Annotated in this window: 15 protein-coding genes; all 15 read right to left on the bottom strand. The window is 44.2% G+C overall.

Annotation, left to right across the window (positions count from 1 at the left end; all coding sequences use genetic code 11):
- Nucleotides 1–80: 80 nt before the first annotated feature.
- The 15 genes from ALW18_15475 to ALW18_15405 all read right to left on the bottom strand — a co-directional run bounded on the left by ALW18_15475 (nt 81) and on the right by ALW18_15405 (nt 16,836).
- Nucleotides 81–374, bottom strand: a complete 294-nt coding sequence (locus ALW18_15475) for a hypothetical protein (GenBank protein AOE53791.1) — start codon at nt 372–374, stop codon at nt 81–83.
- Nucleotides 361–648 (bottom strand): hypothetical protein, encoded by a 288-nt coding sequence (locus tag ALW18_15470; protein AOE53790.1) that lies wholly within the window; start codon nt 646–648, stop codon nt 361–363. Before ALW18_15470 ends, ALW18_15475 begins: the two co-directional genes overlap by 14 nt.
- A gap of 12 nt (nt 649–660) precedes the next feature.
- A complete protein-coding gene (locus tag ALW18_15465) occupies nt 661–978 on the bottom strand; it encodes a hypothetical protein (GenBank protein ID AOE53789.1) in 318 nt (105 codons plus the stop codon).
- A gap of 6 nt (nt 979–984) precedes the next feature.
- A complete protein-coding gene (locus ALW18_15460; protein AOE54444.1) occupies nt 985–1,764 on the bottom strand; it encodes a hypothetical protein in 780 nt (259 codons plus the stop codon).
- Between the two features lie 364 nt (nt 1,765–2,128).
- On the bottom strand, nt 2,129–2,944 hold the full coding sequence (locus tag ALW18_15455; GenBank protein ID AOE53788.1) for a hypothetical protein: 816 nt from the start codon (nt 2,942–2,944) through the stop codon (nt 2,129–2,131).
- 6 nt (nt 2,945–2,950) lie between these two features.
- The gene (locus ALW18_15450) at nt 2,951–4,228 is read right to left on the bottom strand and encodes a hypothetical protein (GenBank protein AOE53787.1); all 1,278 of its coding nucleotides are present in this window, start codon (nt 4,226–4,228) and stop codon (nt 2,951–2,953) included.
- 10 nt (nt 4,229–4,238) lie between these two features.
- The gene (locus ALW18_15445; protein ID AOE53786.1) at nt 4,239–4,694 is read right to left on the bottom strand and encodes a hypothetical protein; all 456 of its coding nucleotides are present in this window, start codon (nt 4,692–4,694) and stop codon (nt 4,239–4,241) included.
- A gap of 6 nt (nt 4,695–4,700) precedes the next feature.
- Nucleotides 4,701–5,321 (bottom strand): conjugal transfer protein, encoded by a 621-nt coding sequence (locus tag ALW18_15440; protein AOE53785.1) that lies wholly within the window; start codon nt 5,319–5,321, stop codon nt 4,701–4,703.
- An 11-nt stretch (nt 5,322–5,332) separates the two neighbouring features.
- Entirely contained in the window at nt 5,333–6,517 is a 1,185-nt protein-coding gene (locus ALW18_15435; GenBank protein ID AOE53784.1) for a conjugal transfer protein TraJ, read from the bottom strand.
- 10 nt (nt 6,518–6,527) lie between these two features.
- On the bottom strand, nt 6,528–7,157 hold the full coding sequence (locus ALW18_15430; protein ID AOE54443.1) for a hypothetical protein: 630 nt from the start codon (nt 7,155–7,157) through the stop codon (nt 6,528–6,530).
- Between the two features lie 11 nt (nt 7,158–7,168).
- Complete coding sequence (locus tag ALW18_15425) at nt 7,169–7,783, bottom strand: hypothetical protein (GenBank protein AOE53783.1); 615 nt, start codon at nt 7,781–7,783, stop codon at nt 7,169–7,171.
- 12 nt (nt 7,784–7,795) lie between these two features.
- Nucleotides 7,796–8,455, bottom strand: coding sequence for a conjugal transfer protein TraI (locus ALW18_15420; GenBank protein AOE54442.1), 660 nt, complete (start codon nt 8,453–8,455; stop codon nt 7,796–7,798).
- A gap of 67 nt (nt 8,456–8,522) precedes the next feature.
- Nucleotides 8,523–10,988, bottom strand: coding sequence for a conjugal transfer protein TraG (locus tag ALW18_15415; GenBank protein AOE53782.1), 2,466 nt, complete (start codon nt 10,986–10,988; stop codon nt 8,523–8,525).
- A gap of 1 nt (nt 10,989) precedes the next feature.
- Entirely contained in the window at nt 10,990–11,313 is a 324-nt protein-coding gene (locus ALW18_15410) for a hypothetical protein (GenBank protein ID AOE53781.1), read from the bottom strand.
- Between the two features lie 3 nt (nt 11,314–11,316).
- Complete coding sequence (locus ALW18_15405) at nt 11,317–16,836, bottom strand: DNA methylase (GenBank protein ID AOE53780.1); 5,520 nt, start codon at nt 16,834–16,836, stop codon at nt 11,317–11,319.
- Nucleotides 16,837–16,846 lie beyond the last annotated feature (10 nt).

The raw sequence follows: 16,846 nt of genomic DNA, 5'->3' as shown, positions 1-16,846 counted from the left end.
ACTTCCCTGTTAACAATGCGCTATTCCAAAATTCTTTATTAAGATCCACATTTACCACTTTAAACAACAAAACAGGCAATCTAATTATTTAGATTGCCTGCTAAATCTAATTCACTATGTTGTATAGGATGATAGGATGGTCTATAAATTATATAACCCAATGCCTGAAGATCCTTAAAATATTTATGATAAGTAGGAATTGTACTTATATGGGATAACGCCATAATTTTACTCCTACTCACTCTAATGGCAGTCTTTTTCTTCTGTTTTAAAGCCAAAACAATTATAGCATACAACATTGAAATATGCCAGGCATTCAGCCTTTGGTCTACTTCAAGCAGCCTATGAATTTTTACCAAATCACTTGTTTCCATTTCGTTGATCATCATTAAATAATTTTTCAATATCATTCTTATTGTAATAATAGGATCCCAAGACCTTTTTAAAGCGAATTTTTCCCATAACCCGAAGGTTCTGCAATGATGCGGGGGACATATCAAGCAACTTTCTCACAACCTTACTTTTAACCCATTCAAGGCTAAATTCGGTTTTATCTTTTGGTATCACCTCCGTGATAGCCTCTCGAAAACTATTGATCATAAGCAAACCAAATTGCCTCAGATCTTCTTTTGTTACCACTTCACTCATAATTACATCTTATTAAATATCTATGTTCTCTTTCTTTACATCGAGGTTAGCGAGAAGAAAAATTTTGCTGGGCTGATTTTTCTTAAATGAGGGTTCATACCTTATATAGCCGTATTCAGCCAATTGCCTAATATATTGGTGATATGTACATTGGGTAATGATTTTTGCTAATTCCATTACCTGATGGCTGTACAGGCAAAGCGGATCTCTACTACCCATTTTTTTCCATATACACAACAGAGCGGCATATAAACCTACATGCCGCATCGTTATGCGAGGATCTTTTAATATCCCCTCCCAAAAACTAAAAAGTATATCCATTGTCTTCATAAAGCATTATATGCGTTGCTGCTTTCTCTTATTCTGTTTTTGTTCAGGCTCCATATCATGCTCGTCTTTTTTAGATTTTGCACTTTTTGCCGATTGCTGTTTACCTTCATTTTGTTCCTGACTGACGGAACGCTTATTGTCAACGCGCTGCAAATTACTATCGTAAATATTAATGTTTTTATATTGTGGGTTTGCCTCAATGAACTGTTTAACTTCCTGCCCTTCTTTTACGAAAGTAGCCGCTTGTAAATTTCCCTTCTTGAGTGAGTCAATTAATTCTGCCTTATATTGATCATTAAGGAGTTCTTTTACGGGATGCTTGGCAAGCTGTGCTTCAATATCATAACCATAATTTTTACCATATTGGAGTTGTTTGTAATTTCCACGATCATCGGTGTTTTTGAAGTCATATTTGATCCAAACATTATAATCCTGCCCCTCTTTCGTCTGCATATCTTTATTGACAGATCTTCCACTTAACAGGTTATAAGCTTCCTTCATTGTAATGGTACCCTTGCTGTTAACATATATGTTTTGCTGCAGGGTCTCAGCATTTTCCTTTTGAAGTTTTACGTTGTAGGAATTAAAAAAATACATATCGCCCTGCTCGGATTTTTTAAAATTAAGTGTGACCTCAACTTTATCTTTACCGTATTCATTTTTGTAGGCTAATTTAAACTCCGGTAATTGCTGATTAATTTTCTGCCTTAGCTCATATTCCAGGCTATCTCCGAAACCTGTATATTTTACCTGATCCTTCAGGTAATTGAAATTGTTCTCGTTCATAACTTTATCATTTTGACTATTAAAAATTTGTTCACTCTCTAACTTTTGTTCTCTGGCCGTAATCATAGCTGATACATCCACCAATCCCGAATCTATAATGAGTAAGCTCTTGTCCTGGCGTGCCTCACTCATAGCCCTATACATGGTTTTAAGGCCGTTGAACTTGTAAAAATCCAGGTCGGTAGACATTTCATAGCAATATTCTTTTGCCTCGTAAGGTGTTTGAAAGCAGATAAGTTCCTCCGTGCTTACAGGTGCCGAATCATCAAGGAATGCAACCACAGTATTTCCACTCCAGCTTTGTTTAAGTAGATAATCCAGGATTGCATCATATTCATAATTATGAATTTTCATATCCTAATTTTTACAGTATAACCTCCGCCTTGATTATTGTTTTATTCTTTACGCGCATCTCAAGGTGTCGCCCCCCATCTTTTTCCATAACCTGAAAAACCATTTCCTTTTTATCTGGAATAGTGAACTTTGATACAACAATCACCATAATTTGTTCTTCTAAACCTTTTATTACCTTGACAGGGTTCTGTACAAACAATTGTGTAATTTCATTTTCCTGTGAGGCGGTCCTCTTTGACTTTTTTTGATCTTTTATAAATAGCCGTAGCTGGCCGATATCGTAATTGATATTCGTATTGTTGTCTATCCTGACTTTGAAGAAAAACAGGTTCTCATGTATATAAACTCCCTCTATTGCTAATTTTACCCCATCATTCTTATCTTTTAAGCCGTAGATATTTGGCCTCAATGATGCCGCAATTGCACTTAACTCTTTCGCTTGGGATTGATTGTACTTTTCTGTAGCACTTAACCTGCCATTTGTGTAGTCAAGGTTAAGCTGGCTGGTTGTCTCATCATGAGCAACATTGTATGAATATAATTTCCCTTCTGAAGTAATTACGGTGAGATTTGTAGTCTCAAAACATTCCCTCGCGGCTTTTACCTGGAGAATATTATCAAGCCCCTTTGCTTTCTGAACCAGTATATCCCTACTCCCACGGTCTACACTTGCGATAGCAAATGGATAAATAAGATTGGTTGTTTTACCTACAGCTATAGTTAGAGACTCGGGAGTGATCTGAACATATTCTGAGACTGGACTGTCCTGGCTATAGATGGGTAAGGCAGACAGCATTACCAACATCAATACAATTAGCTTTTTCATATAAATTTATTTTTTGTTAGCTTTTTCATCATACAATAGTACCTGGTAACCGGCCTTAACCATAACTTTTACAAGTTTTGCCTTTTTGCTGAACAGTGTTTTACCTGCCTCGATACCTGCACCCATAGCCTGGGAGGACCACGAATCATCAATAGTACTTACTCCCAGAGATTGCACCGAACGGTCAGCAGAGCTCTTCGCTACATCGCGGGCAATGGCTCCGGGAATATAGATTCCTTCCATGCCATCCATATCGTAGACCGTGAGATCAACCTGAAAAATTGAAGTATCGTATTGCAGGCTCTCAATGTTTACTGTAAGGCGTTCGCCTTTTAATGAAACTGTACCGAAAATAAAGTGGTCTTTGGGAATTGCAATACCGTTTATCATAATGTCAGTAGTCAGCCTTAGTTTGATTACAGCACCATTAACCAATGTTTGTGTTTCATGGATGACCGCTGTTATGGCTTTACCGACATTGCTATCAGTGGGCTCATCATCAAGGGAATAAAACCCATGACTTTGGTAACTACTTACTTGACCAAAATTTCGAATGCCATTTTCCAGTACCGATACATTTTCCGGCTTACCAGAGGCCGATACCGCAAAGACCTGCCCTCGCTTCTGCTCGGATTGTTCCTCTAACCGTTGCTGCACGCGCTCCGGATGCTGAATATCCACTATCCTTTCCAACATGGAGCCCAGCTGCTGTAATTCCGGGTCTGCCTCCCCCGGGCCATTCATAGAAGCCATCATCGATTCAAGGCGGTCGATTTCGGGATTAGTATTTTCCTGTAGTGCATTGGCAGATGTTTTGCCCTTTACCGGTTGCTTTATTGAGGGATTTTTTATGGCCTTTTGAAGGGCTTCAAGGCGCTTTTGTACCTTTTCCTCAGCCGGGCTGCGGTAGGCTAGACTATTTACCCCCCTTGCTGAAGGCCTCGTCTGTGCACGCTCCGGGATAACATTTACTTCTTCCTGAAATGCTTTATTTGACCCTATATAGGAAGCGCTACGTTCATTTTTAGCCTTCCCTTTTAATGAATCTTCGCTGGCCCTATCATAATAGCTTAGTTTATCCAATGCCTTATCGTCTTTAAAATTTGGATTTGGCAGGTTGACATTATAACCTTTTTCAACAGGCGATGTAGCCGCAATGGCCGTAGTTGAGCCTCCACCCAGCGCCCAGAAGAAAAGGGTAAGGAATGGCAAGGCCATGAGGGGCAGCGCTAAAAACAGTTTGCGCTGCCTTAAATCTTTCGGGGTTAACACTTTATTTTTCATGCTATTGACTTTATTCGGTTACATAATATTCTTCTAACTTTTTCAAAGTATCTAAAAGTCCCGGTCGGTACCTGACGATACTGTCATACTGTGGTTTCCCACTTGGGTTATCTTTAAGGCTGTCCATAATTGAAAGCAAATATCTTATACGTGCTATTTCGCCGCTCTTATGATCTTCTTTTTTAATAATAGGCTTTCGCGAATCAGGCCTTGCAATCGAATTAATGGGAATTGCTTTCGTATCATTGATAACACTAAATCCTTGTAGGATCAAAAAACTGCTGTACCCACAGCAAAAAATACATATCACAATAAATAGTATTTTTTGCTGGCTGATCGAGAGTTTAGAACTTAGATTTACCATCTGCTTTACCCACCATTCTTTTACATTCCTTTTTTTCTCCATTAACCAAAACGCTACTGGTCCCGGCGCCGTTTCCTGTTTCTTTTTCTTCCAAAATCCCATACTGCCTTATTTTCGGTTTTCTGTAGCAATATCGCGGTTCTCTATGGTCGCCCAATGTTCTATCAAAAAGCCGTGCGGGTTGTTGTCGCTGCGGGACACATTCCTGAGAGCCCCTTCGGTAATCAGGCTGCGGATAACCGTTGTTGTAGCCCTTGTGATCTGTTGGGTAGCGTAGCACCTGAAATGGTACGGATAGCCTTTTATATCTACCTGTACGCTGTCTACCTCAATACCCTGGCTGATATTCCCCGAAATTATCCCGGCATAATACCCCTTCTCCTTGAGGTCGTCATACACTCTTTTTGCAGTACCATCTGCAAGGTTTAAGGCCTTGTTGATATTGGTACGTATTACTTTTTCATCAGGATCAAGTGTAAAGAAGAACTTATGGAAGGCCTTTACATGATCGCGGGCTTCTACCGGTATATTGTCCTTTCGGTCTGCAGCGAAGGCTTCTATAGCTTTACCATTAGCAAGTATGTAAATTTTACCCTGCATCTGCGACACCAAGCTAAAGCTTTTATACAGGCTGAGGGCAGCGACAGCGAGGCTACATATAATTACTACAAGGGTAAAGAGCCGTACATAACGGAATGCGCTGTCGATGTTTTTCATTTTTGTGAACATAGCTTTCGTTTTTAGTTTCCTTTTAGTTTATCTGCCATATACCCGCCAGCTACTGCCGCTCCTTGCCCTGTCGCTTTCGCTCCATCTACTACAAGCTTTGCTCCATCGGCGGCCATACCTGTAGTATACTGTCCGGCAGTTGTAGACGTGCTGGCAACAGTACTATAGCTTGCGCTCAAAATACTGGTTGTTTTTTGGGTAAGGGCACTGCCTCCGGCAGCGTGTACGATGTAATTGGCAACTGAGGGTACTGTAAAGTAACCTATGATACCGATTATCATAAATACCATATAGGCCATGTCCGTCCTGCTGAAAAAGGTATCACCATAGTTCCCGATCTGGTCAATGTCGATTTGGAGCATCTTTTCCTGTATCTTCCCGATAATTCCCCCGAATATATTAGCTACCGGCAGCCAGAGGAATATATTCAGATAGCGTGCCAGCCATGCGCTAAGGGTATTGTGCAAACCGTCAAAAACAGCCAAGCCAAATACCAAGGGTCCTAATATTGACAAGACAATAAGTTGGAAGGTCCGCAGGGTATTAATACAGAGCGCAGCCGCTTCAAAGAGTATACGAAGTACCTCGCTCATCCATTCCTTTACCGAATTCCGGAAATTATAGGACATCTTGGCTGCAGCAAACTTTATATCGTTGCCGATACCCTCGAAAAAACCTTCGTCATCGGGGTCAGCATCATCATGGGTGTACTTATACCAGCGATCCCGGTCGCCACTACCGTCTTCCCCTACATACATCTGCCAGACATCGCTATTCATAATAGCTTCTTCTTTCCTTTCCAATAATACTTCAATGGCCTGGTTGGAATTCTCAACCATAGCCGCAGTAGCAGTAACCGTAGGTTTCATTACCCCGTTAATCATCGCTAGCACTGACGGAAATATGGTAATACAGAAGCCCAGTACAAACGGGCGGAACAACGGATAAAAGTCAATCGGCTCTGCTGCTGCCAAGTGTTTCCACACCCTTGAGGCAATGTACCACAACGCAGCAAAACCCGCGATACCTTGCCCAACTCCCATAAGATTACTACACAGGGGCATCATCTCATCATACAATTCCTCAAGCACTCCATGTAGGCTCTGCATCTCATCGGCCATGCCTTGCGCTGACGCTACATATGGGAATAGTAATCCCAGGGTTGCTAAAAAAGCAACCTTTTTAAATCGTTTCATAAGCCAATAATTAAGGGGTTACTTCATGCAGATCTTCCATCTTTTGTACATCTTGATGTTCTTTAGCACGCTGCACGGAAAGCACTGTTGTATTGTTGCTAAAGTCCCTCAGGAATAAAAGCTTGTCCTGCATGTCTTCATAGATACGGTCAATAGCCTCCAGGCGTTCGTTATCGCTCATACGCGCCTGTCCGGCAGTGATTACAACCAAAAGTTCATCAAGGTTACGCAGGCTTTTTTCCACCAGGTTGTCATAGACCCTTCCGATATAAGAAAGTTCATCGCCGTTAAAGTTACCGCTACCCTGAAATCGACCAAAAGCATTGCCCTGTTCCTGTATGAGCTTGATTTGCATTTCAATAATTTCTGCTATACGCTTATAATTTCTGACCGTTGGGCTTACTTCAAGCAGCGCATCCAGAAAAGCTTCATGCAGGCTAAAGTTCCCTTGGGTAAGGTCCTTGACCGTATTATACCCCTTGGTCAGGATTTCATAACCCTTTTTCATGTCCTTAAGGATTTGCCGGAACTGTGCGAGCTTCTCAATATTGAGCGCCAATTGCTGTAGTTCCTGTGCCTGTGCGCTTACCTTGCAAAAAGGTAAAAAGAGCACGAATAGTAGTATAACTAACTTTTTCATAAGCATGTTTTTTAAAGCCCTTGTAATCTTCTGGCCATTTCTGCATCAACATCTTCCTTTTTGCGGGACTGTACCAGAAGTTTGGCCTCACCGGTAAACTGCTGGCTAAAATTGTAGGCATCCAGCATCCTTTCATAGAGCCCGTCAATACGCTGTATGCGTTCGCTGTCTTTCATGGTCAGCTGGTTGTCGGTCGCAACTGCTTCCATTTCTTCCAGTATGGTGTGGCAGTCCTCAAGCAGCTGTGCAAAAACCCGTTCCAGGTAATCCAGTTCATCAGTACGCATATATGGGTTTCCTTGCAGGAAATCCCTTGCACCATCACAAAGTTCCAATATCTGTCCCTGTAAGAGCAGCGTCTTGCCAATACTTACATAACCCTGCACTTCTGGGTTAACATGCGCCAAAGAATTGAAATAATCGGTGTGTAGGTCGAATTCCCCCCTTTTTAGATTCCCAATTATATCAAGCCCTGTTTTTACAACGGAGTAGCCCTTTTGGGCATAACCAATATAGACCTGTAGCGCAACAATCTGTTCCATCATCGTTTTCACCGTTTTGTTCTGCGCTTGTACCGGGCTAGCAATACATCCGAAAAGCAGCATTGTCATCATCATCTTTTTCATAACGTTTTGATATTAAGGTAAGCCGTACATTCTCTTAATTAAATCTATATCTGCTTTACTGCGTGCCCGTTGTAGGCTCAACAGCATATTCTGTTTGTTAAACAGTTTGAGGTCGTCATAATTCGCTTCAATACGGTCTGCCGCTTCGTTAATCATTTCAAGACGCTCCGCATCGCTCATGGAAGTGGTAAAGGATTCGACTACCATAAAAATCACGTCAATATTCTCAATGCTTTCCCCCAGTATACCGTTGTATACTTTTTCCATATAGGCAATTTCATCACTGGTAAAATGGTCATCCTGCTGCAAAAGCCCCCATGCATTTTGGTATTCGCTGACTAATCGCTGCTGCTTATCCACAATATCACGGATACGCTGGTAATACGAAACCATTGCCTTTACTTTCATAAGCTCTTCATAGTAGCCTTTATAGAGTTCCTTTTGTTTCTCTGTCCACTCGGATATTTCATCCAGTTTCAACTTAGACAGCGCATTTTCAATTTGCTTTTGTGCATTCTGTAGCCATATCGTCTTATTCTGAAGGCGTTGGATATGCAAGTCAATAGCCTTGATGATTTTCTTTAATGCTTCTTTTATGATGGTCAGTAGCGGCAAGACTGCCGCACTACTGGTCTCTGCTATTGTGATGGGAGCTGCTGCCACTGACCTCACAGGTGCAAATGCCAACATAAAACTGAGTATGCCGAGTGTAAACTTTTTTAGTACCATAGCTGTTGTATTATGTGTTTCGCATTTCATTAGCCAGGGCAGCAATGCCCTTTTTAATGTCCCCTCCAAATTTTTGGGCGTAGGCCTGTACCTTAACTTTTTCCGTTTCTTCCGTGGTATAGGCCAAATATTCCTCCAGCGAAACCTCGGTACGGTAGACTTTAGAAAGAATACCTCCGAGAGATATAAAGACTTCCTTGTACTTCCGCGCCGGGTCGTTGGCTTTGTTAACCGACAAAACGAGTGCCTTCTCTTTTTCGGTAAGCCCGAGCAGTTCCTGTATCTGGTCGAACTTATTCTGGTACTTGCTTTGATCGAGTAGTATCTTACAGTCACTGTTGTTGATGATCGCCTGCTTTACAATCGGCGAAGAAATAATATCCTCGACCTCCTGGGTCACCACAATGGCTTCCCCAAAGAATTTACGCACGGTCTTAAACAGGTATTTAATGTACTCGGCAAACCCTTCTTTCATTAGTGCTTTCCAGGCCTCTTCAATCAGTATCATTTTGCGGACGCCTTTCATTTTGCGCATCTTATTGATAAATACTTCCATGATAATAATGGTCACGACCGGAAACAGTATGGGGTGATCCTTGATGTTGTCCAGTTCAAATACAATAAAGCGTTCCTGCAATAGGTTCAGGTTCTCCGTAGCATTGAGCAGGTAATCGAACTCACCACCCTTATAATAGGGCCTTAGCACATACAGGAAATTATCCACATCAAAATCTTTCTCCTTAACCTTGTCTTCCTCCAAAACCGCTACATAATGGTCTCTCAAAAACTCATAGAAGGTGTCGAAGCTTGGGAAAACATCCCTGTTTTTATTCATGTAATTGTAGTATCCGCCAATGGCATTGGAGAGGGCAACATACTCACTACGCTTAAAGGCTTCATCGTCTTTTTTCCAAAGCGCCAAAAGCAGCGTCTTGATGCTTTCCTTTTTTTCGGTGTCAAGCGTATCGCCGTCCCCTATATAGAAGGGATTGAACCGGATTGGATTTTGTTCAGTGTACGTAAAATAGTATCCGTTAACCATATCACATAGCCCTTTATAGCTGTGCCCCACGTCCACCAACACAATATGGGTTCCCTGCTCATAATAACTGCGTACCATGTGGTTGGTAAAAAACGACTTGCCACTTCCCGAAGGGCCAAGTATGAATTTATTACGGTTGGTACAGATACCCATCTTTACGGGCTCATCGCTTATATCTACATGCACAGGCTTGCCGTTAAGGCGCTCTCCGAGGCGTATGCCCATCGGGCTGAGCGACGAGCGATATCCGGTTTCAAGGTTAAAGAAACAGGTAGCTTGTTCAGCAAAAGTGTCGAAGGTGTCATTCATTGGGAAATCCGCCGCGTTACCCGGCAGGCCAGCCCACCAGATCTGGGGCGCACCCACTGTTTCCTGACGCGCCACGGCATCCATCTGCGCTAAGGCTGAGGATACCATGTTCTTAATATCTTTCAGCTTTTCCCTGGTATCGGTCCATGCCAATACATTAAAGTGTGCTTTGACCGGTAGACGTTGCTGGCTAATGGCCTCATTTAAAAAATCATTGGTGGCATCCCTGGCAATACTGTTTTCCCTGCTGTAGCCTGATAGAGACTGCAAACGTAACCTCTTGGACTCCATTTTCTGGATGGTCTTTTGAGGGTCATCTAAAAAAAGGTACTGGTTATAAATATGGTTGCAGGACAGAAGCTGCCCTAAGGTTGAAGCAAAGCCAATACTGAATTTGGTGCGGTCGGTGGAATACTTATCGTAGTTGATACGTGAACCGCACAGCCCGGGAAGGTCTGCCGCATCGGCAAGAGCGTAGAGCTGACAGTACTTATCATTTACACGCAAACCATCCTCAAGGGCGATATCCCCGAATACAAAAGGATGTGGGCGCTCTGCTAAAAGACAGTACTGCTCGATGAAACCCATGTTGCTTTCACTACTGGAGAGTTCCTTGCCGGTAAGCCTGGTAAGGGTTACAAAACCACTATCTTCCAATATACGCCTAAACTGGCCTACGTTATCTAAAAAATCCTGTAACAACTGTGGGCTCAGGGTTTCCTCCGGAACAATGCTGCGCTTGAGCAGGCTCGAAAATACAGAGCTTACATTTTTACGCCCATCGGGCTTCTTGGTCAGCATAATGTAGCAGCTATGGTCTAAAAAGGGCCGCTCGTTAAAAAACCGCTCACTGCTCTGGGAGAGAAAACTGTTATCTTCCCCTGAAAAATCTGCGGCATATCTACTTTCCAGAAACCAGTCCTGCTTATGGAACACTGTATGCTTGGGCAGCAACTTCAGGGCTTTAAGCCATATCTGATGGAATGCCTCATACTCCTGATCTGAAAGGGTAAAGAGTTCCGGCAGTTCTGCCCTAAACACTATGGTGACATCACCTTGCTTTGATAAGATACAATCGTGTTCTACAGCCATGATGGGCAGTATCTGTTCTATTTGCTTTTCCATATTACTTGCTTTTTTGGTTTAAGAAAAACACGGATCGGTTTTTCAATTTGAGCACCTTCGGTAGTTGTTTTTTGGCCAGCGCTTTCATCAGTCCGTACTCGCCGTACTTGTGGCTGAGGCGGTAGATGTGCATCACTGTTAATGTGCCCATTACACCGATTACCCCTATACAAACCAACGAGGGTAAACCGACGATATACATGATGGCAAACACCACCATCAGGGCGACCACTGCGCCACCCAAATACCAGATGTAATGGGCTTTCAGCCCTTTGAATTCAATGCTCTGGTTAATCCCTTTATTTACCTGATATACACTTGCCATACCTTAAAATTTCATCCGGTTATTTTTCCGCATTTGGGCATACATAAGGCCCTGCATTTTATCTTTCTTCGGGGTTTCATCCCCTTTTACAGTAACAGCTTGTTTGTTTTCCGGCACATTCTCTTGATGCCCGGTAACCTCTTTTTCAGACTGCAGCTGCTTTTCCTGTATCTTAAGGGCAATATCCCTTTCAAGGGTTGCCAGTTGCGACTTCATCACCTGCAACTCCGCTTCCTTCTCAAAAGGCTTTTGGCAGAGTTTTTCCAGCTTAGGGATTTGGTCGCTAATACTTTGCAGTTCCTTAGCATACTTTTCACTAAGAGATTCCGCCCGGTCAATGGCATTCAGGAAATGCCGAGCCGCCAGTTTGGGGTTATCAACGTTTGGAGCCCCTTTGTTGTAAGTGTACTTTATGCCATTTTCTTCCCGTTGGGCATAAAATGAATTGGAATAATAAAATCGGTAATTGTCCTTTTCCCTAACCATCTCCCGCTCATGGCGGATGTACAGGCCGAACCCGTACAACGAGCCGATACGTTTGCCTTCTGCCTCACCAGGCTGCGGTATCCATTCACGGTAAAGCTGTATGATACGCTTACCTAAATCTTCCGGATCTGCGATGTGGCGGCCTTCCAGCAGTATCGGATTGGCTTTTGTGCCATCCGCATCATGGATCATCCTGTCTTTATAAAAAAGTGCATCAGCCTCCAGTTTCTGTAATGTGCCAGTTTTCGATACTTTCTCATTGTTCAAATATTCCAGTTGGTTTTTATTACCTGCCAGTTCCTTGTAATGTGCCAGGCGTACCCCTTCTAAAACCGCCACCTTCTTTTCCAACTTGGACTTTTCCAACAGCGAGGTATCACCGGAAAGGATGGCGATGTACTCCGAGAAGTTCATACCGCTTTGCTCATCCATTGCCCCCTCGTCAATCGTGCGGACATTCAGCTCGCAGTTCTTCATCTGGCTAATAAAGGTCTGCTTGTTCTTGAGCAGGTTGAATTTGTAGTTATCCAGTGACTGCTCGGTGGCATAGATAAAATTTTGCACTTTGTTACCATAGTGTTCCTTTGCTACCCAGTTGCCCTGCCTGCCGCCACGCCCGTTGCGCTGCTCAAACTCCGAGGGCTTCCAGGGGATGTCCAGATGGTGCATCGCTACTACACGCTGCTGCACATTCAGACCGGTTCCAGCCTTATCGGTACTGCCTACCAATACCCGTATCTCACCGGCATTCATCTTGCGGAAGAGGTCAGGCTTTTGTTTATCACTCCAGTCGTGTATAAAAGTTACCTCATTAGATGGCAACCCTAAATCACTGACCAACTTATCGCGCAGTGCATCGTACAGATTAAAGGTATCGGGCTTAGGGGTACCTATATCGCAGAACACTATTTGTGTTCCTTTGTGTAGGGTACTGTCCTGATAGATTTCTGCCACCTTACGTGCACAGGTATTGAGCTTGTTATCCGGGTGGTCGCTGTAACTTTCATCAATCAGGCGCATATCGGCCGCCATCTTTTTGGCATAATTCGTTGCAATCAGCATCCTACCCATATCTTCTTCACGGGTAAGCGGGTCCCTTCCGATAAGCCGTGCATCACCTGATTTAGCGAACTGCATCAACCTGTGGATGAAGTCTTCCTGCTCAGGGCTGGGTTTTATATTAACCAGTGTTTCCGCAATCTCTGGGCGGTCCAGGCTGATGTGTTTGGCCGTTTTATAATCGGTAATCTCATTATAAAAGAGTGCCAGTTCCGGTACCTTGATAAAATGCCTGAAGCGTTCCTTGGCAACAATTTCATTGGTTACATTGAATTCAAAGTCCGTTGTCTTACGCGCATAAACCGCCGCCCAGCCATCAAAGTTTGAAATACGCTGTCGCTCCATTTCGTTAGGCCTCATATATTTGAAAATAAGATACATCTCGGTAAGGCTGTTCGATATCGGGGTACCCGATAAGAAGGTTGCACATAAATCACTCTCATACCTGTTCTGGAGTGTGCGCACCGCAAAGAGCATGTTGAGCGCCTTCTGGCTGCCCTGCATATTGCCGAGCCCCGCTACCCGGTTGTGCCTTGTGGTAAAGGTCAGGTTCTTGAATTTATGAGATTCGTCAACAAACAAATGGCTGACATTCATTTGGTCAAAATCAATCCCTTTATCCTTTTTCTCTTCCATTTCTTTCTCAAGGGTTTTGAGCTTTACATCCAGGTTGTTCATACGTACCTCAAGCCCTTTACGCATTTTCTTGGAGATTTCGCCACCAAGTTCTTTTACTGTATCAAGGTCTTTCTCAACACTGATGAGTTCCTGCTTGAAGATGGTTTTCTGGATATCGGGTGACTGCGGCACTTTGCCGAATTGGTCGTGGGTCAATATGATACAGTCCCAGTTGTTGTTCTTGATCTCATGAAACAGCCGTGTTCTTCTAGCAGGCGTAAAATCATTCTCGCCCGGAAACAATATCCGCGAGCCAGGATAGGCCTGTCTGTAGGTCTTGGCAATCTGGCTCACGTTGGATTTCAGTGCCAGTATCATCGGCTTGGGTGAGATACCCAGCCGCTTCATCTCATGGGCGGCAACTACCATGGTCAGGGTTTTACCCAAGCCTACCTCATGGTCAACAAGCGCGCCCCTGTTTTGTATGATGCGCCATACCGCATTTTTCTGTGAGCTGTACAAATCATCTATGCCGAGTGCCTTGCGATCCAATCCCGGAAAGGTCAAGTGGCTGCCGTCGTATTCCCGCAGGCGGTAACAGTTGAATGTATCGTTGTACTTTTGCTCCAGTTCCTTTTTATCGCTTTGCGGCAGATTATCCAGCCATTGTATAAAACCACTGCGTATGGCCTCAATTTTTTGGTGCGCCAGCTGTATGGCCTCATTGTCGGGTAGCCGGATAGGCTTTCCGTCGATACCTTTTACCTCATAGGTAAAAAAAGGAGCCGTGTTCTCAAGGGCATGCTCCAGCATGGTATAGCCATAGGTGGTCCTGCCGCTTTTAGGGGTTACCGCATATTCATTGTCGACCTTGGTATTATGCCCCATAGTAGCCTTGAAGGCATCCAGCGATTCAAAGTAGTTGACCTGTACATCCGTTTCAAAGAACTCTGAAGCAAACCGCTCGTAATACTGTTCCGGTATCCACCGCTCACCAAGGTTGAAATCCAGCAGCTCAAAACCAATCCGCTCCGGCTGGACTTTTTCAAGAGCTTCGACACTTTTGTGGAACTGCACATTATCTGGCTCTAATTCCAGTGCGGACTTTGCCTGCATGAGTTTATCCACAACATTACCACTGAGGTATTCATCCTGGGTTTCCCAACCACTATTAACAGGGTTTATGAAAATATGGTTGCCCAGCTGTTGTATGGCTTCTTCTTCAGACAGGCTGGTGGCAGCCGTAATAAAATCCAAATCCACCTTTCCGGTCTCATTAAGCCCCCTCGCGAGCGCTTCAACCACATCATCGGTATAGTACCTTTCTTCCCTTTGTATAAGGGAAGCCGTTAGTATATCTGCCTTGACATACTGCCCATCGTCCTTGCGCTCCAGCGAGGACAGCATCGTGATCCCAAAAGCCGTATCCTCCATGATGAGCCGTGCATTTGCAGGATGGTTTAGCGGCCCGTACTGCTGTGTAAAACCCTCATATCCTTCATTGAGCTTTTTACGAAGCTCTTCATCCGGATACCCGGATTGTTCGCGTACAAAAAGTACCTGATACATATCCCTAAGCTGTATATAGTGGCTGAGCAGTGCTACGCTTCCCCGGCTGGCTAAGGGATAAAAGTCCGCTTCCTTTGTATCATGCCTAATGTTGCGAAGCGTTCCTACAGCACCCTCCAGTACCACCAAAGTCCCCTCTGCATAAAATGGTTTCAGTTCCAGTTCCAGCGGTTTCTCTTCCTTCAGCCGGAATGCCTTTTCCAAAAGAGTATCACCTTCATACCGGTACCCGTGACCGAATTTTTGCAACTGGTTGGATACTGAAGCAATCTCATGGGTTAAAAGGCCTGCCGTCATCCAGTTGGCAGGCATTGGCTGCAATTCCTGTACATTCGCATACAGCTTGTACACATATTGCTTGGATTTAAGCATCCGGGCCGCCAAAAGCACCACACTTTCATGTTCTGGGTTGTCCTGTGTACGTATGGTGCTCAGGATACGCCCTGACTTCTTATCGACTACCGTAGCATCCATTTCATTGATGTAGTCCGCTGCCCGACCCAGGCTTTCCGCAGGCAGGGCATCAAAAAGACCTAACTGTATCGGCGCTTCCATTTCCTGGCGCTCCGGCATCGCGGTATAGGTAAGCTTCGGCTTTTCAGCCCGTCCCGGGATATAATCCTGTAATGCCTTTACAAACCTCTGGCGGCTGAGCCTTTCCTGCAAACCTTCCCGTATGGTTCCTGCCAATTTTTCCGAAATATCATCAAGGTTTCCGGTTTGCCACACTACCTGGTGGGGTTTGCCGTACTGGTCGGTACCTGCCTTAAGCTCGTTACCGACAATGAGCTCGGGATGTTCTAGCAGATAACGGTTGACATCATAAGCCCCTAAACTGTTTTCTGCTTTTACGGACTGTACGAGGAGCTTTTCCTCGACGGATAAAGTTTGCTTTACTGAGTTCTTTTGTACAATCAATAGGTGGCTCGGTGCCTGGGTGTTGCCCGTATCGCTCATTAAGTTATCCGGCATGACGCTCACACTTACGAAATCAGCATGTACAAATAGGTGCTCCCGTGCTGCATGGTTGGATGGGCTGTCTAAAAAAGCATTGGTGGTGAGGTAGGCCATCACACCGCCTTCGGCCAATTTGTCCAGCCCCTTGGCAAAGAAGTAATTGTGTATCCTCCCTGATAATGCCTTTTCAGGAAATGCTGCATCGTACACGCTGAAATTTCCAAAGGGGATGTTGCTAACCACAAGGTCATACGTACCGTTGTCATCAGTCGGGGCTTCTTCCAGTGGGCTTTGGAAAGTAGTAGTTGTGGAAGCGTTCACGCTGTTTCGGGCGGCTAGCACCAAAGCACTGAGCCTATCTTTTTCAACAGCTGTAACCTGTCCGAATGAGTCAAAGACCTTTTCTGCTTCCCGAATAAAAACTCCTGCACCGGCCGATGGCTCGTATAACCTTTGGGGCGATAACCCAGCTTCTTTTAAAGTTTCGTACAAGACCCTGGGTACCACTTCCGGGGTATAAAAGGCAGTCAGCACACTGTTGCGCAATGAGTTTATCACTTCCTGGTAGCCCTCTTCTCCAAAAGCATCTTCAAGGATTCCATGCAGGCGCATCATCTCAGGGTGTAGTTTCAGGTCTGCTTGGGTAGCGCCGTTAGCAAGCCAGTCGGCTTCATTGCCTTTTGGGTACAGTATGGTTTTGATGCCTCCAAAGCCTGAATAGTTATTTAAGTCTTGCTGCATTGCATCGGTCAATACTGTGCCATTGTCCCAGGCGATAGCCGCCTCAATAGCCGCGATGTTGCCTTGCAATTTTTCCTTTACATTGTACGCCATAGCTCAACCT

The organism is Flavobacterium psychrophilum, assembly GCA_001708385.1.
GTDB lineage: Bacteria > Bacteroidota > Bacteroidia > Flavobacteriales > Flavobacteriaceae > Flavobacterium > Flavobacterium psychrophilum_A.
The sequence above is the reverse complement of the archived record's forward strand: the minus strand, read 5'-3'. Positions and strand labels throughout refer to the sequence as shown.

Bases quoted from the DNA above. Each gene is read 5' to 3' on its own strand.
- ALW18_15475 (AOE53791.1), bottom strand. From the start codon at position 374: ATGGAAACAAGTGATTTGGTAAAAATTCATAGGCTGCTTGAAGTAGAC.
- ALW18_15470 (AOE53790.1), bottom strand. From the start codon at position 648: ATGAGTGAAGTGGTAACAAAAGAAGATCTGAGGCAATTTGGTTTGCTT.
- ALW18_15465 (AOE53789.1), bottom strand. From the start codon at position 978: ATGAAGACAATGGATATACTTTTTAGTTTTTGGGAGGGGATATTAAAA.
- ALW18_15460 (AOE54444.1), bottom strand. From the start codon at position 1,764: ATGAACGAGAACAATTTCAATTACCTGAAGGATCAGGTAAAATATACA.
- ALW18_15455 (AOE53788.1), bottom strand. From the start codon at position 2,944: ATGAAAAAGCTAATTGTATTGATGTTGGTAATGCTGTCTGCCTTACCC.
- ALW18_15450 (AOE53787.1), bottom strand. From the start codon at position 4,228: ATGAAAAATAAAGTGTTAACCCCGAAAGATTTAAGGCAGCGCAAACTG.
- ALW18_15445 (AOE53786.1), bottom strand. From the start codon at position 4,694: ATGGGATTTTGGAAGAAAAAGAAACAGGAAACGGCGCCGGGACCAGTA.
- ALW18_15440 (AOE53785.1), bottom strand. From the start codon at position 5,321: ATGTTCACAAAAATGAAAAACATCGACAGCGCATTCCGTTATGTACGG.
- ALW18_15435 (AOE53784.1), bottom strand. From the start codon at position 6,517: ATGAAACGATTTAAAAAGGTTGCTTTTTTAGCAACCCTGGGATTACTA.
- ALW18_15430 (AOE54443.1), bottom strand. From the start codon at position 7,157: ATGAAAAAGTTAGTTATACTACTATTCGTGCTCTTTTTACCTTTTTGC.
- ALW18_15425 (AOE53783.1), bottom strand. From the start codon at position 7,783: ATGAAAAAGATGATGATGACAATGCTGCTTTTCGGATGTATTGCTAGC.
- ALW18_15415 (AOE53782.1), bottom strand. From the start codon at position 10,988: ATGGAAAAGCAAATAGAACAGATACTGCCCATCATGGCTGTAGAACAC.
- ALW18_15410 (AOE53781.1), bottom strand. From the start codon at position 11,313: ATGGCAAGTGTATATCAGGTAAATAAAGGGATTAACCAGAGCATTGAA.
- ALW18_15405 (AOE53780.1), bottom strand. From the start codon at position 16,836: ATGGCGTACAATGTAAAGGAAAAATTGCAAGGCAACATCGCGGCTATT.